Here is a 14,910-nt window from a genome sequence, read left to right as displayed (position 1 = left end):
TAAAGGGCTGATGCTACCCTGCGGCAGACCAACCCATCCCAACATCCAAACACGCTAAATAAGACCTCACCACCAAACCCACAACCAAAACAATCGTCGCAAACGGCCAATATCCAACGCCAAGTTGGTTGCAGAAACAGGCGCTGCAACAATTACAGACGCAAACGTGACTGCATGGCGCAGGAGTTTCGTTTCATTTCACCGCTAAATATGACAACTCTGCCCTTGCGGGTCCGGTCCGTGATTGAGAAACACAAGCAGGTCGCGATCATTCGATGAGAGCTGAGATGACTTCTGAACAAGCCGTCCGCGATGCGGTTCAGACGCATTCAAAGCGTGTCTGGCGGTTTGCGCTGGCATTATCGGGCGCCTCGGATGTAGCTGACGATTTGTTGCAGGCCACATGTTTGCGCGCGCTTGAACGACATCATCAGGTGACGTCGCACAACCGACTGGACAGCTGGTTGATGACAATCTGCCGGTCGATCTGGCTGAATGAGCTGCGTTCACGGTCGGTTCGGCGCGCGCAGGCGCTGTCGGTGACCCCCGAAGCGGATCTGGTTGCAACGGGACCGGATACAGAAACGAATATTTTCGCGGCTGAAGTGTTTACTCAAGTGATGCAGTTGCCAGAGGCACAGCGTGAAGCGGTAATGCTCGTCTTCGTTGAGGGGTACAGTTACCGCGAAGCCGCTGCCTTGTTGGAGGTTCCAATTGGCACGATCATGAGCCGGCTTTCGAATGCCCGGCAGAAACTTAAAACCGTGATGCAGATTGATGCAGCGGACACCGCGCGACGGAGTGGCAAATGACGTTTTCCGACGAGACGCTTCTAGCGTATCTGGAAGGCAGCCTGGATGAGGCTCAGACCCGCGCCATTGAGGCTGCGGTTGAAGATGACGCTGCGCTGGAACATCGTCTGATGGCGCTGGATCCATTTGCGCCTGTTGTTCGGGATGTTTTTGAGAACCTGCCCGCTGAAGCGCCGAAGGTGGACCTTCCGGAAATAACGACGCGGCCCGCCAATAACGGGTTTCTGCGTCTTGTTGCGGTAGCTGCCAGCGCGGCATTTGCAGCCGTCGCCGTAACATTTTGGGCCACCCGGCCAGCAGATTTAAGCTGGGCCCAGCAGGCCGCGATCTATCAATCACTTTACGTGCCGGAAACGATTGCATCGCTGGACAGTTCGGACGCGTCGCTGGCCAAGCAATTTGCAATGGCCGAAGCCGAACTGGGACGAACGCTGAATCAGGAAACACTGGAAGCCTTGCCAGGGCTGGAGCTGAAGCGGGCGCAGGTTCTTTCCTTCAAAGGCAAGCCCTTGATCCAAGTGGTTTTTGCCGATGATCAGGGTCGACCACTTGCCTTCTGTGTCATTCGCCAAGGACCGAATGCCCCAAATACCGAAGTCCAACAAACGGTGTTGAGCGGTTTGGCAACTGCAAAGTGGGAGCAGGGCGGTTATGGATATATGCTGTTGGGCAATTCCCCACACACGGATTTAAGCAACGAACTGGAAGTGTTGACCCGCACATTCTCGGGCTGATGGAAAACCCTTGTGAACTGTTGCAAATGCCCGAAGAATGCCGGGTATGACGTCGAAAAAAACCATGCCCCTTCCAGAAGACGAGGTCGATGACCTTGGCCCAGCCAGCATCTATGACGGCGATCCGGCAGAAGAGGATGATCCCTGGTTTTTGCCCCCGGACCAGGACGTGGAGGAAGATTTCTTTCTGCCCGGTCCCCGATCAGATCAGCGCCCGTTATTCGATCCGCGCGATTGGCATTCGGCACAATCAGAACTGTCGGCAGAGCTTGCTGATCTTGCCCTGACCTTTGGTGCTCTGGACGAGCGGCTGCGTTCGGGGCCTGAGGGGTGGACGCACCGTTTGGCACTTATGGAAACGTCCGATCTGGGGTGGTGGACAGGGGATCGGGTCAGCGTGGACCGCCTGGCTTTGTGGACGGGTCTGAGGATAGGCGCGACCCACGATGACGTGCAGGCGCTGTTTCGGGCAGGTTGGGCCGTACGCCGTCTGAGCTCAGGCGCAGGCCCTGCTAGTGGCGGGTGGGAAAGCGGGTTGACCGCGTTTCTTGACCGTCTGGCTCAGGGCTCTGATGCGACGCCCGAAGCGATCGTTGATCTGGCCGAAGTCATGCAGAATGCGGAAAGGCTGCACCCGGTGACACAATCGGCGATCGCGTTTCATGCTTGGCGAGCTATATCGCAGGGCGTCGGACAAGACACCGAGGCGGCAATTATCGCTGCGCGTCACGCGGCTTCGATGGGGCGGGGCGGCGCAATGTTCATGCCTCTGGCGTTGTCTGGTCCGGGTGCGTTGCGCGGAACGGGTGGGCCGACGGACAAGTTGGGGTCTTGGATACAGGGCGCCGGGCAAGCGGTTCTTGCGGCCTTGCTGCACCTCGACAGGATCAGTGTCTGGGAGGGCAAGGCCCGCGACGCGACGCAAGATATGAGCGGCCGCACCCCACCACGACTGATTGATGCTCTGGCGGCGTGGCCAATGGTCTCGGCCCCGCTTGCGGAAGACTTGACCAATTCTTCGCGCGCGGCGGTTCAGCGGAATTTCGACCTGTTCACCCGGAGAGGTCTGGTGCGTGAAGTCACGGGCCAAGGCCGTTACCGGGTTTGGACAGCTGCACTATGACCCGTCAACCACTTGCGAAACGGTAAGAATGGACGGGCGCTTTCAGCGTCCAACACCGACGTAGGTTTCGAACCCCGATTTCAGCGCTGTAGTTTTCGAGTAGATGTTGCGCAGGTCAACCATCCTGGCTGTGTTCATAGATGCTGCAATTTCGGAAAGGTTCAGCGCGCGGAACTCATTCCATTCCGTCAGCAGCACAACAACATCCGCGCCCTGTGCGGCGATATACGGATCGTCGCACCATTCGACGCCCGGCAAAAGCGCTTCTCCTTCAGATTTTCCCTGAGGGTCAACAACGCGAACCGTTGCGCCACCACCAATCAGGGCGGGGACGATGGACAGCGAAGGTGCGTCGCGCATATCGTCCGTGTTGGGCTTGAACGTGACACCCAGAACCGTCACGGTCTTGCCGTTGACATGATCGTCACATGCGTCTCGAATTTTCTCGATCATCCGTTTCTTGATTTCGTCATTCACGCGGATGACGGTCTCGGTGATTTGCATCGGATGCGCGTGGTCCTGCCCGATCCGGGCCAACGCGGCGGTATCCTTTGGAAAACATGAACCACCGTAGCCAGGTCCTGCATGCAGGAATTTGTTGCCAATTCGCCCGTCAAGGCCAATGCCACGCGATACTTCTTTGACATCCGCACCAACTTTTTCGCATAGCCCGGCGATTTCATTGATGAAGGTAATTTTGGTCGCTAGAAACGCGTTGGCGGCGTATTTTATCATCTCGGCGCTTTCCAGATCGGTGGTCAGGATCGGGAAGTCGCGCAGGTAAAGAGGGCGGTAAATTTCTGCCATCACCTCGGCAGCGCGGTCATTTTCGACGCCGACCACAACGCGGTCCGGGCGCATGAAATCGTCTATTGCCGCGCCTTCGCGAAGGAATTCAGGGTTCGAAGCCACGTCAAATTCGGCCAGGGGGTTAGCGGCCTTGACTGTCTCCTGCACTTTTCTGTTTGTTCCGACGGGAACAGTCGATTTTGTGACGATAACAGTATACCCGGTGACAGCCTGAGCGATTTCTTCCGCCGCTGCCATCACATAGGTCAGATCCGCATGGCCGTCTCCACGCCGGGTTGGCGTTCCAACTGCAATAAAGATAGCATCCGCGCCGTCCACTGCGGCTGCAAGATCGGTTGTGAAGCTCAGGCGGCCAGCCGCGACGTTTCGCGCCATCAGCACGTCCAGACCCGGTTCATAAATAGGCACCTGTCCGGCTTTGAGCATATCGATCTTCTGCTCAGCCTTATCAACACAAATCACATCATGACCGAAGTCCGAGAAACACACACCGGAAACAAGGCCCACATACCCGGTGCCGATCATTGCAATGCGCATCTGCCAAATCCTTTTGTACCAATTACTATCAACGGCGCGGGCACAATCGAAGAATCCGGCGCCGGTTTCAATGATTTACAGGTATGGTTGCTGAGTTCCCATGTTTTCTTGTTGTTTTTGAGGCAATATGCGCGGGAACAGAGTTTTTACAATCCGTCGTGCTGCGCAGAACTTGTTGAATCACGTCCATTGTCAGCTGAAATGATACAATTCTGGGCATGGACCAGTAATAAACAGCCACTAAGCGGGCGGTGTTGCGCCGCCCACTTTCCGCCCGGAGCAAGGCGGCTGTGGCGGGTCCAATGGAATTGGCGATTGCTATAGAAATGGACCGACGACGCAAAAAAACCGCCCGAACCACAGTTCAGGCGGCAGCTGTGCTCAGAACCAGCGCCCTATGGCGATGACACTTGGTGAAAAAGCCGCTGTATCCGAAGTTACAGAGAGGGCTTTGCACGTGGCTTGAGTGTTTCCGGGCACATCAAACCCGATGAAACGATTATTGGCTCCAGCGCTGCCACTAACGCTTGGCGCAGAGGAAAATGGCGCTGGGTAGTTCCACGTCATTGCAGCGCTTGCGAACAATACGCCTTCCGCGGCCGTGCATGCGACAGGAAGCAACGCGGCGGTGCAGATCAGGGTTCCATCGGCAAAACGTGTAAATTCGCCATTGGTGTTACTTCCGCGCTCTATGACCGCACCGGTTGGTATACCGCCAACTTCTGATACCGACCCCAGAAGGTTACCCGGCCCATAACCGTAGTCGGCACGCATCAAGCGACCCGAAGTGGTATCCGTCGCATCGCCCTGAACAGCCGCACCAGCCGCTGTTCCGGTCGCGGGGTCAAAAGTCAGAGCTTCCGTCCAGGTACCTCCGTCAGGGGACACTTTGATTGAAAACCCCGTACTTCCGGATAACCCCATTTCAGCGTGACCGGTCCAGTTCGACTGAAACACCAGCGATGCTGTATCGCTGGCACCCGCCTTGTTGATCTTCAGCTGATGCCCGCCGCCCTCATGGCTCAGAAGCGTTGCCGGGCTTCGGACAGACAAGCGATTCGTAGCGTCCGAACTTGTTGCCACCCCAATACCATTCAGGTTCTGAGTATTGACGGGCAAGGGCAGCCAGTCAGACCCATTCCAGATCTTCAGTTCACCAGTGGCCTCGTCCCAGGCGCGCCAGCCCGCATACGGGGTCAAGAAATGCCAGGCGTTGTCCAGCCATGCGGCAAGCTCTCCTGCATGTCCGGCCCAGTCCCCGGTGGGGGTGACGCCCAGAGCATGGATATCACCCTGCTCGGGGACAACGGGCGGGGTGCTGGCATTGGTCGTCTGAACTGTTAGCTGAACGACCAGATCAAGCTGTCGCAGTGCCTCGTTGTGGGTGACGTGCTTTTGAGCCTGCGAAGGTTGTAGAAAAGGCAGGCGCAATCTGGGTGAGGTCATTGACACGAGGGTCCTCCTGTGGCTGTCGGTCCGAAAGTCGGTTGCGCGCCACTCTGCCGTAAGACGCGTCAATCCCGTCTGACCCGGCCGACCGCACAGGAAATAATCTGTTAACTTGAGTATCCCCGGGGACAAGCCGACCCGAGTATGGCCTATGGAGAACTATGTCGCCGCTTAGTCCCGGGCATAAATGTCTTCATATCGAATGATGTCATCTTCGCCTAAATAGGTGCCGGTCTGCACTTCGATCAAAACCATGGGCACTTTGCCAGGGTTCTCCATCCGGTGCACGGCACCCAGCGGGATATAGACAGACTGATTTTCGCTAACCAACCGTTCCTGATCATCGATTGTGACCTTGGCGGTGCCCTCAACCACAATCCAATGCTCGGACCGATGGTGATGGGACTGCAGGCTGAGCGCTGCGCCAGGATGCACATGGATTCGCTTGACCTGAAATCTGTCACCGATCACGAGGCTCTCAAACCAGCCCCAGGGGCGGTGATCGACCGGAAGCGTATCAGCCTGTTTGGCCTCTTTAGCCTTTAAGGCAGCGACAGCCTGCTTGACGTCCTGAGCTTTATCCATGCTAGCAACCAGCACAGCATCTGGCATCGCAATTGCGATAATGTTCTCAAGCCCCATTGCCACCACTTCCTGCGCAGGTGATTCTGATCGTATCAGAACGTTGCGGCAGTCGATTGTGGTTACTTCCCCATATGTCGCGATGCCGTTTTCATCAGGGTTTGACAATTCTTGAACAGCCGTCCAACTTCCAACATCCGACCAACCTGCGGAATACGGAACCACGCTAAGGTTGGGGGCTTTTTCCATGACCGCATAGTCGATCGAGATGTCATCGACGTCAGCCCAAGCCGAAGGGTCCAATCTTAGGAACCCCAAATCTGTCTTTGCGTTGTCGACGGCCTGTTGGACAGGTGCAACAAGGGTGCTTGCGTATTTTTCATATGCTGCAACGATGTCACGTACCGCAAACAGGAAGATGCCGGAATTCCACAGGTAACTGCCATCTTTCACCATCGCCTGCGCGGCTTCCAAATCCGGTTTCTCCACGAACCGATCCAAGCGAACTGCACCCCCGGACGCGTCTGGGGCGTCGTTCAGCTTTAAGTAGCCATACCCGGTTTCGGGTCGAGTGGGCGTGATGCCAAATGTCACCAGATCGCTTCGTTCGGCAATTGCTCGCACGCCTGTGGCGACGGCCTGATGAAAAGCGGCCTTGTTTGGAAGCACATGATCTGAAGGCGCGACCAGCATGATGGCATCCGGATCACGTGAGGCAAGGTACAACGCAGCCGCCAGTACGGCAGGGGCCGTGTTTCGCCCTTCAGGCTCAATCAGAATCGGACCGGGGTCGATCCCAATAGCGGTCAGCTGTTCAGGTACAATAAACCGAAAGGCTTCGTTGGTGAGAACCAGTGGTTTGGCATAGGGCGTATGCGAGGGTCCAAGCATCCGGTCGGCACAATCCTGTAACAGACTGGTTTTTCCGACAAGTGGAACGAATTGCTTGGGATAGCTTTTGCGCGACAGGGGCCACAAACGCGTTCCGGAACCACCACACAGGATGACTGGATAGACCGTTCTGTTCATACACGTGCCCCTGAATTGCTGATGACCAACGATATTGCTCAATTCTTTTTTTGTGGAATGGAAGATCCCGTAGCTACTGGGCTGCTTTTCCAGTTGCCACAATGTCATTCAGATATTGGCTCAGATCATCACGCAGGTCGTCACGGGCAAGGGCAAAGGAAACTGTCGCTTGCAGAAAACCGGATTTTGAACCGCAATCGAAACGCTGCCCGTCGAACTTGTAGCCAAAAACGGGCACGCCGGATGCGATATCCTCGGCGATTGCATCAGTCAGTTGGATTTCACCGCCGCTTCCGGTTTTCATTGCGTTCAGGTTGTTCAACACAGAAGGTCGAAGAATATAGCGCCCGATAACCGCCAGATTGGATGGCGCTTTCGATGGTTCAGGCTTTTCGACCATGCTCCTGGCCGGAATGACCGGGCCGATACTGTCGACGACATCAAGCACGCCGTACGAACTGGTCTTTTCTGGTGAAACTTCCATCGTTGCCACCATGTTGCCGCCCGTTTCCTCATAGGCTTCAACCATTTGTTGCAGACATGGTTTATCTGCAGCAATCACATCGTCAGGCAGCATTACGGCGAAAGGTTCATCGCCTATCAAACGGCGTGCACACCATACAGCATGCCCCAACCCCAGGGCTTTGTGTTGGCGGATATAGGCAATCGCGCCGCTTTCCATATTCGTCTTGTTCAAGATATCGAGAAGCTTGTTTTTGCCCTTGGCCATTAGTTCCTGTTCGAGGACAAGGTTGTGGTCAAAGTAATCTTCAAGCGCGGATTTCCCGCGAGAAGTCACAAAGATGAACTCTTTGATACCAGCGGCGCGCGCTTCATCGATTGCATATTGCACCAGCGGGCGATCCACCAACGTCATGATCTCTTTCGGAACAGATTTGGTTGCCGGCAAAAACCGGGTTCCCATTCCCGCCACTGGAAAAACTGCTTTGGTGACTTTGCGTGTCATGGTGCCTCTCAAAACAAAACTTGGCCGGAAAAGCAGAAAACATCCGGAATGTCCTCTTAGTCTTCAAAACCGCGTCAATCAATCATGCCCGGTGTGCCGGCCGTTATTGACCAAATCGTGCCACCTCGGTCCAGATGAGTCAAAAGCCGACTCCGGTGTTTACTGTATACAAGGCCTGAACCACAGTTCCCAGAGACCCTTCCGCTATAACTCTGTGCTAAAAATCTGACGACGATTTGTCGTTCACGGAAAGTTGATATGTTTGGAGCGGCGTCGGTCGCCTTGAAAAACTCCCGGACGGAGTCCTGCATACTTTTCTTTGGATGGGCATAGCGCCTTGTTATGACGAGTAGTTTAGGACTGCGCGGCCGAAAAGAATTTAGATGGCAGGGACTGTGCAACTGAAATTAACACGGCTCGCTTAGTCGCAAACTGCGTCAAGTAACGTGTCTTATGTGCACAAGTAACCCGTCGGCAAACATCCGAGCTTCTTGGAAATACATGATCTGACGCATCAAGTCCGTTTTCGAATGGGCAACAATATGGCCAGAACCGCAAAGATTGGTGATAACGGCGGTCTGTTGCGACTGGCGATAAGATGCTCAAGCAAGTCGCGAGGGACCGTTCAACGCATGCTTGGCGCCTTATCGGACCAGTTTCGTTGTCATCGAGGTTTCGGGAAAACAGGTGGGTGCAACACCCTTCGTTTCCTGCCATCTGCCTATGGATCGACGGGTTTTGAAACCTGGCAAGCCGTCAACGCCTCCAACATCGTACCCCAAGCTTTCCAGCGCGCCCTGCATTTTTGCTATATCAGAACGGTACAAGCCGCCGACCTTGCCCCATTGCCCTTTAAAATCGCCGCTTCCAAATTGGATTCTGTCACCGACGTGGCCGACGAACAAAGCATACAGATCGCTTTTGTTGTATTCCTTCAAAACGTAAAAATTCGGAGTGACCAGAAAAGCAGGACCAAATCGTCCTGCCGGCATCATCAGGTAACCTGCCCCCTTCAACTCGTGGGCTGGAAAAGGTTTGCCCGAGACCCGGTTTATGCCCATCGCTTCCCATTGCTGGATTGACTGCCCCTGATCAGGTCCTTCCAATGCACATGAAACGGTTGCCGGCACAGACACTTCGAAACCCCAGTCACGCCCGGGGAGCCAGCCGTGCTGTTTCAGGTAGTTGCCAATCGATGTGATTGTATCATCGGATGACCCCCAGATATCGACCTGTCCATCGCCGTTGCCATCTGCGGCGTAAGTCAAATAGCTTGATGGCATGAATTGGGGTTGTCCTAACGCGCCTGCCCAACTGCTTTTCATTTGCCGGGCTGGCAGGGGTCCTGCTTCCGCGATTTGCAGAGCCGCGATAAGCTCGGCCGTGAAGTAGTCCGCGCGCGTGCTCATGAATGCCTTGGTCGACAAAACCCTGAACGCATCATGGCGGATCGGCACCTGCCCATAGCCACTCTCTCTGCCCCAGATTGCCAGAATGATGCGAGCAGGAACGCCTGTATTGCTTTCGACTTTCGCAAGAATCGCAGAGTGTTGCCTCGCCATCCTGCGCCCGATAGACGTTGCGCCCTGAATTGACCCCGGATTGAAATACCGGCTGGGCGATCCAAACTCGGCTTGTTTTTGCGCCTTGGGCGTTTTGCGTTTATGTCCGGGGGGAACCAGATCAGGCAGGTCCCAGTACAGAGTAACACCGGAAAACGCCTGTTGCAGTGTGTTGCGCGAAACACCTTTGGCCTGCGCCTGCGGCCAGATCGTCTCCAACAACCACGACTGAAACTGGCGTTCAATTGCTGCACGATCCTGTGCCAGTGCGGTCTGGGACAGAATGATCAATCCTAGAGTGAACAGCAAAATACGCATTGACGATTTATCTGTCCCGACTGGCCTTGCAAGTCAACGGGAAGATGCCGCGCGACCCGTCGCCGTTTACACCCAAAGTTGAAAGAAAATTGAGGATGGCAATCCCCGGTTCGGAAAAACTCTTGAGAAAATTCACCCGCTTGCCGATAGTTGCATGGGATTGAGATGAGGAGAGGACAGTCAGCTGTGGCACAAGTCATTTCGTCCAATCCATCCTTGCTCAGGCTTGTCGTTGTGCTCCTGTTGATCGTTTCGGCGCAACCAGCTTTGGCCAGCGACAGCTTTATGGACCCGGAAGGCCCAATAGCGGCAGTTCAGAAAACGCATTTGCTTCGGGCGACCGTATTGATCCTGCTGGCCGTTATCCCGGTATTGGTGCTGGTCCCGATAATAGCGTTTCGGTATCGCCGCCGGAGCAACCGCATTGCGCCCTACGCGCCGGATTGGGATTTCTCGGCAAAGCTGGAATTTGTAATGTGGGGTGTGCCTGTCATAATCGTGGCCTTGCTGTCTTTTTACCTTTGGAAGGCGACGCATCGGCTTGACCCGTATTCGGCACCGTTTGGTGAAGATCCGGCGCTGCGGGTTCAGGTTGTCGGTCTGGATTGGAAGTGGCTGTTTCTGTACCCCGATCTTGGGGTCGCCACTGTAGGAGAGTTCGGAATTCCGACAAAGCGGCAAGTTGCATTGACGCTGACAACCGATACCGTGATGCAGTCGTTTATGATACCCGCGCTGGCCGGACAGATTTATGCGATGCCGGGCATGACCACCCAGTTACATCTTGTCGCGGATGCGCCGGAAGTGATGCAGGGTGAAAACACTCAGTACAACGGACGGGGCTTTACCAAGCAGAAGTTCCGCACCATCGCAATGAGTGATGAGGATTTCGACGCTTGGGTCGAAAAAGTGCGTAACAACAGCATCCAACTAGATGTGGCAACGTATCGGAAACTGGCCATGCGGACCGACAGGGATGAAGTTCAGGCCGCTTTGGGAACATCTCGGATGCCGGATGATGCGCTCTACTTCACAATAAAAGACGATCTGTTCCGGAATATCCTGAGCCGCTACCACAGCGGTCAGCCGCTGCCCATCGATCTACAGCCTGGAACTGCATCATTTGGGCAGGAGGCGCAAAAATGACGCCGACCGAGACAGGTTTCTTCGGGCGTCTGAGTTGGGACGCTTTTCCGATTGCCGGGTTGATCCAGAACCCAAATACTAATGAGATTGTGGCCAATACAGCCGCAGCTGTTGTGATTATTGGCGTTGTTGTTGTCGTAGGATTGCTGAGCTGGTTTCGTCTGTGGACACCCCTGTGGCGCGATTGGCTGACCAGCGTCGATCACAAAAAGATCGGTATCATGTATATCGTCTTTGCCATCGTGATGCTGGCGCGCGGTGTGCTTGAAGGCGTTGTCATGCGCGCGCAGCAGGCTTCCGGGCCCGGCGACGGTTTCCTCGAAGCCGAACATTTTGCCGAGCTTTTCAGCACTCACGGCACAATCATGGTCTTCTTTGTTGCCGTTCCCTTTGTCTTTGGTGTTGCGAATTACATTGTCCCGCTGATGATCGGCGCGCGCGATGTGGCGTTCCCGCGACTAAACCAGATTGGTCTGGGCCTTACGGTTTCGTCAGGCATGATGCTGATGGTGTCGCTGGTGATTGGAGAGTTTTCGACCGGCGGCTGGACAGCCTATCCACCGTATACCGGCGCAGCGTTCAATCCCGGTGTTGGACCGGATTACTGGATCTGGGCCATCGTTGTTTCGGGCATTGGCACCTCGCTGACGGGTATCAATTTTGCCGTTACGATCTACAAGTTGCGCGCGCCGGGCATGACGTTCATGCGGCTGCCGATGTATTGCTGGACAATCATTTGCAGTTCGATCCTGATCGTCTTTGCTATGCCGCCTTTGGGTGTCGCCGCGCTGATGCTTGCCGCTGATCGCTATCTTGATTTCCACTTTTTCACAAACGACCTCGGTGGCAACATGATGAACTATGCCAATCTGTTTTGGTTGTTCGGCCACCCCGAGGTTTACCTGCTGGTTTTGCCTGCTTATGGCATCTATTCCGAGGTGTTTGCGACCTTCTCGGCCAAACGGCTTTATGGCTACAACTCGCTTGTTATTGCGACCATGTCGATCGCAGTGTTGTCGTTCACGGTCTGGCTGCACCACTTTTTTACCATGGGTCAAAGCGCGCTGATCAACGCGGTGTTTGGTATTGCGACCATGCTGATTGCCATCCCAACCGGCGTGAAAGTCTATGACTGGATGGCGACGTTGTGGCGGGGACGCATTCGGTTCTCGGTGCCGATGCTCTATGGGTTGTCATTTTTGATGCTGTTTGCCATCGGTGGGTTGAGCGGTGTGATCCTGGCAAATCCAACCGTAGATTATCAGGTTCACAATACGCTGTTTTTGGTGGCTCACTTCCACAACGCGTTATTGCCTGGCGTGTTGTTCGGATTGTTGGCGGCATACAATTACTGGTTCCCCAAGGCCTTTGGATTCCGACTGAACGAATTCTGGGGCCGGGTTTCTGTCTTTTGCTGGACCGGGGGGTTTTTGCTGACATTCATGCCGCTCTATTTCGTCGGGCTATTGGGCATGCCACGCCGCTCTTTCAGCTATAGCGATCCGTCTTTCCACCCTTTCATGATTGTGGCCATCATCGGAGCAATAGTTATTACCTGTGGATTGTTCTCGGTACTGATCCAGCTATGGGTCAGCATTCGTGACCGCGACCAAACCCGCGTTCCTGTTGGGGATCCCTGGGATGGTCGCACATTGGAATGGACTATCCCTTCACCGCCTCCCGCGTACAACTTTGCGATCATCCCCAAGGTTACGGATCGGGATGAATTCACGGCACAGAAGGCAAAAGGAACGGCCTATCCAACACCAGACGCTTATGAAGATATCGAACTGCCCCGAAACACGGGAATTGGCTTTGTCCTGTGTGTTCTCAGCGGCATATGGATATTTGCGCTGGTCTGGTGGATCTGGTGGCTTGCCGCGATAATGACGGTTTTGATGATCCTTGCGGTGATCATCTGGACATTTGATGACAGTACAGAACTCACCATCCCCGCGGAAGAGGTGCGAAGGGATCACGAAGCTTGGTTGGCGTTGGTCCACAGCGAAGCGGCGGTTGATCGCGCCTCTGAAACTTCTTCGGAAAACCGCGGCCTTTCCCGCCCGGATCTGGAGGTGGCGACATGAAGCGCGCGCCCACTCACAGTTATCCCGGTATCAATCTTGGAGAACATCACGCCAGTGCCCACAAGGCGACCGAGGTTGTCACCTTTGGGTTCTGGGTCTTCTTGATGAGCGATCTGGTTTATTTCGGCCTCATGTTTGCGATTTACATAACAATGATCGATGCACAGGCAGGTGGTCCCGGCCCGCACGAGTTGTTTGATCTGAAAAGTGTTTTTGCGCAAACCCTGATACTGCTGACCAGCAGCCTGACAGTGGGTCTTGCCATGCTGGCGCTGAAGTACAATCTGCCGCGCGGTCGTATTGTCTTGTGGTTTGGCGTCACTCTTGTGCTGGGGCTTGGTTTTCTGGTGCTGGAAGTGCTTGACTTCATGGCCATGGCGGAAAAAGGCGGCATTCCGCAGCGCAGCGGTTTTCTGTCAGCCTTTTTTGGGTTGGTCCCGCTTCATGGTCTGCACGTTGCGACTGGATGCCTTTGGCTGATCGTTTTGGGTATCCAGCTACGCGTCAAGGGCATGACGGATGTGGTTATCTCGCGCGTGGTGCGGCTGGCGTTGTTCTGGCATTTTCTCGATCTGATCTGGATTGGCATCATTACCATCGTGTATTTCGGAGGTCTGACCTATGGATAAGCGCTCTGAAATGCATCGTCGCGAGCGTCGGCGCTATGTGATCGGGTACGGTGGCTCGCTTTTGCTGACCTTGGCGATGTTTGGCGTAGCGCAGGTTTATGGGATTGAAACGGTTGGTATTTACCTGGCCATCGGGTTGCTTGGATTGGCGCAGCTTGTGTTGCAGCTTGTCTACTTCCTGCATATCGACCGTCGGCGCAGCAGCCGCGAAGATCTGCATCTGGTGCTGTTTTCGACACTGGTTCTGATGATCATGATCCTTGGCACCGTCTGGGTTCTGGGCAATTTGGCCACCCGAATGCACATGCACTTGATGTAGTGCGTATTTGAAACAAGCGGGGTGGCGGGTCGAGATTTGGCTTTCGGCAGGACCACCAATAGCGGAAAAAGCCTCAGTAGGTTGTCCGCATTTGATACCCCTGATGAAAGGTCATGCGTACAAAGGTGACCGGGGTTTTTCGAAACCACGTTGTCCGCTCCAACTGGAACAAAGGTGTTCCGGGCGGAACAGAAAGAAAATCCTGAAGCGGGCCGGTCGCCGGAACAGCCGAGAAGGCAATTTCGGCGTTCGAAAACGGAACTTCGGCCAGCAACCATTCGTTTGGACCGGTGGTCAGAAAGTCCTCATTCATGACGTGCGGTACTGCGGCTGTATTGATCCATCGCTCCTCGAACTGGAAGGGGCGATTGTCAGCATGGTGCATACAGCGCAAATGCAGAATTTGCGTGCCCTCGGGCAGTCCGAGTTTGGCTTGTAGCCATGCCGGGCAATCTATCAGCGTACGGCTGACCAACGCATACCGGTATTCTGCATTCATGTCTTCAATGGTTTGCCGGACTACTGCAATGGGCAGCCTGGCCTGTTTGACCGGTGTTGTGACCACACGCGTGCCGCCTTTGCGTTTCCGTGTAACAATACCCTGATCAGCGAGTTCACGCAGAGCGCGATTGACAGTTGCGCGAGCACAACCGAATTCGGCGGCAAGCTCCAGTTCGGTAGGCAGCAGGCTGCCTTGCGGCCAGATTCTGGTCTGGATGCGATTTAAAACTTCGTCGCGGACATCCTGGAAGCCGGTGTTTTTCTGCCCGTTCACATTGTGCTCACTATTTTTTTCGAACTTATTA

13 protein-coding genes are annotated in these 14,910 nt (G+C 54.9%); 7 read left to right on the top strand and 6 right to left on the bottom strand.

Annotated elements, in window-relative coordinates; genetic code table 11:
• Positions 1-287 precede the first annotated feature (287 nt).
• From ACR0EK_RS11505 to ACR0EK_RS11495, 3 genes are read left to right on the top strand one after another with little or no spacing between them, the layout of a single operon-like run.
• Positions 288-812 (top strand): RNA polymerase sigma factor, encoded by a 525-nt coding sequence (locus tag ACR0EK_RS11505; protein ID WP_480833199.1) that lies wholly within the window; start codon positions 288-290, stop codon positions 810-812.
• Positions 809-1,546, top strand: coding sequence for an anti-sigma factor (locus ACR0EK_RS11500; RefSeq protein ID WP_480914267.1), 738 nt, complete (start codon positions 809-811; stop codon positions 1,544-1,546). Before ACR0EK_RS11505 ends, ACR0EK_RS11500 begins: the two co-directional genes overlap by 4 nt.
• A gap of 46 nt (positions 1,547-1,592) precedes the next feature.
• Complete coding sequence (locus tag ACR0EK_RS11495; RefSeq protein ID WP_480899887.1) at positions 1,593-2,669, top strand: helix-turn-helix domain-containing protein; 1,077 nt, start codon at positions 1,593-1,595, stop codon at positions 2,667-2,669.
• A gap of 42 nt (positions 2,670-2,711) precedes the next feature.
• Here the strand turns inward: ACR0EK_RS11495 and ACR0EK_RS11490 are convergent, their stop codons facing one another.
• The 5 genes from ACR0EK_RS11490 to ACR0EK_RS11470 all read right to left on the bottom strand — a co-directional run bounded on the left by ACR0EK_RS11490 (position 2,712) and on the right by ACR0EK_RS11470 (position 9,923).
• Complete coding sequence (locus ACR0EK_RS11490) at positions 2,712-4,016, bottom strand: UDP-glucose dehydrogenase family protein (protein ID WP_480773617.1); 1,305 nt, start codon at positions 4,014-4,016, stop codon at positions 2,712-2,714.
• 381 nt (positions 4,017-4,397) lie between these two features.
• Positions 4,398-5,462, bottom strand: coding sequence for a DUF2793 domain-containing protein (locus ACR0EK_RS11485; protein WP_480870534.1), 1,065 nt, complete (start codon positions 5,460-5,462; stop codon positions 4,398-4,400).
• A 174-nt stretch (positions 5,463-5,636) separates the two neighbouring features.
• A complete protein-coding gene (locus tag ACR0EK_RS11480; RefSeq protein ID WP_480870405.1) occupies positions 5,637-7,076 on the bottom strand; it encodes a mannose-1-phosphate guanylyltransferase/mannose-6-phosphate isomerase in 1,440 nt (479 codons plus the stop codon).
• Positions 7,077-7,149: 73 nt separating this feature from the next.
• Positions 7,150-8,043 (bottom strand): UTP--glucose-1-phosphate uridylyltransferase, encoded by an 894-nt coding sequence (locus ACR0EK_RS11475; RefSeq protein ID WP_480773620.1) that lies wholly within the window; start codon positions 8,041-8,043, stop codon positions 7,150-7,152.
• 644 nt (positions 8,044-8,687) lie between these two features.
• Positions 8,688-9,923, bottom strand: a complete 1,236-nt coding sequence (locus tag ACR0EK_RS11470; RefSeq protein ID WP_480967816.1) for a lytic murein transglycosylase — start codon at positions 9,921-9,923, stop codon at positions 8,688-8,690.
• 186 nt (positions 9,924-10,109) lie between these two features.
• On the opposite strand from ACR0EK_RS11470, the gene ACR0EK_RS11465 reads away from it, so the two are divergent.
• From ACR0EK_RS11465 to ACR0EK_RS11450, 4 genes are read left to right on the top strand one after another with little or no spacing between them, the layout of a single operon-like run.
• On the top strand, positions 10,110-11,069 hold the full coding sequence (locus ACR0EK_RS11465; protein ID WP_480483627.1) for a cytochrome ubiquinol oxidase subunit II: 960 nt from the start codon (positions 10,110-10,112) through the stop codon (positions 11,067-11,069).
• A complete protein-coding gene (locus ACR0EK_RS11460; RefSeq protein WP_480773622.1) occupies positions 11,066-13,156 on the top strand; it encodes a cbb3-type cytochrome c oxidase subunit I in 2,091 nt (696 codons plus the stop codon). The genes ACR0EK_RS11465 and ACR0EK_RS11460 overlap by 4 nt, the downstream gene beginning before the upstream one ends.
• On the top strand, positions 13,153-13,785 hold the full coding sequence (locus ACR0EK_RS11455; RefSeq protein WP_480773623.1) for a cytochrome c oxidase subunit 3: 633 nt from the start codon (positions 13,153-13,155) through the stop codon (positions 13,783-13,785). The genes ACR0EK_RS11460 and ACR0EK_RS11455 overlap by 4 nt, the downstream gene beginning before the upstream one ends.
• Positions 13,778-14,104, top strand: coding sequence for a cytochrome o ubiquinol oxidase subunit IV (locus ACR0EK_RS11450; RefSeq protein ID WP_480773624.1), 327 nt, complete (start codon positions 13,778-13,780; stop codon positions 14,102-14,104). Before ACR0EK_RS11455 ends, ACR0EK_RS11450 begins: the two co-directional genes overlap by 8 nt.
• Positions 14,105-14,177: 73 nt before the next feature.
• On the opposite strand, the gene ACR0EK_RS11445 is transcribed toward ACR0EK_RS11450, so the two are convergent.
• Positions 14,178-14,879 (bottom strand): GntR family transcriptional regulator, encoded by a 702-nt coding sequence (locus ACR0EK_RS11445; protein WP_480899891.1) that lies wholly within the window; start codon positions 14,877-14,879, stop codon positions 14,178-14,180.
• Positions 14,880-14,910: the final 31 nt, after the last annotated feature.

The organism is Ruegeria sp. AE4, from assembly GCF_056542185.1.
This window is presented reverse-complemented; position numbering and strand designations above follow the sequence as displayed.

Coding starts and splice junctions, on each gene's coding strand:
- ACR0EK_RS11505 (WP_480833199.1), top strand. CDS start 288: ATGACTTCTGAACAAGCCGTCCGCGATGCGGTTCAGACGCATTCAAAG.
- ACR0EK_RS11500 (WP_480914267.1), top strand. CDS start 809: ATGACGTTTTCCGACGAGACGCTTCTAGCGTATCTGGAAGGCAGCCTG.
- ACR0EK_RS11495 (WP_480899887.1), top strand. CDS start 1,593: ATGACGTCGAAAAAAACCATGCCCCTTCCAGAAGACGAGGTCGATGAC.
- ACR0EK_RS11490 (WP_480773617.1), bottom strand. CDS start 4,016: ATGCGCATTGCAATGATCGGCACCGGGTATGTGGGCCTTGTTTCCGGT.
- ACR0EK_RS11485 (WP_480870534.1), bottom strand. CDS start 5,462: ATGACCTCACCCAGATTGCGCCTGCCTTTTCTACAACCTTCGCAGGCT.
- ACR0EK_RS11480 (WP_480870405.1), bottom strand. CDS start 7,076: ATGAACAGAACGGTCTATCCAGTCATCCTGTGTGGTGGTTCCGGAACG.
- ACR0EK_RS11475 (WP_480773620.1), bottom strand. CDS start 8,043: ATGACACGCAAAGTCACCAAAGCAGTTTTTCCAGTGGCGGGAATGGGA.
- ACR0EK_RS11470 (WP_480967816.1), bottom strand. CDS start 9,923: ATGCGTATTTTGCTGTTCACTCTAGGATTGATCATTCTGTCCCAGACC.
- ACR0EK_RS11460 (WP_480773622.1), top strand. CDS start 11,066: ATGACGCCGACCGAGACAGGTTTCTTCGGGCGTCTGAGTTGGGACGCT.
- ACR0EK_RS11455 (WP_480773623.1), top strand. CDS start 13,153: ATGAAGCGCGCGCCCACTCACAGTTATCCCGGTATCAATCTTGGAGAA.
- ACR0EK_RS11450 (WP_480773624.1), top strand. CDS start 13,778: ATGGATAAGCGCTCTGAAATGCATCGTCGCGAGCGTCGGCGCTATGTG.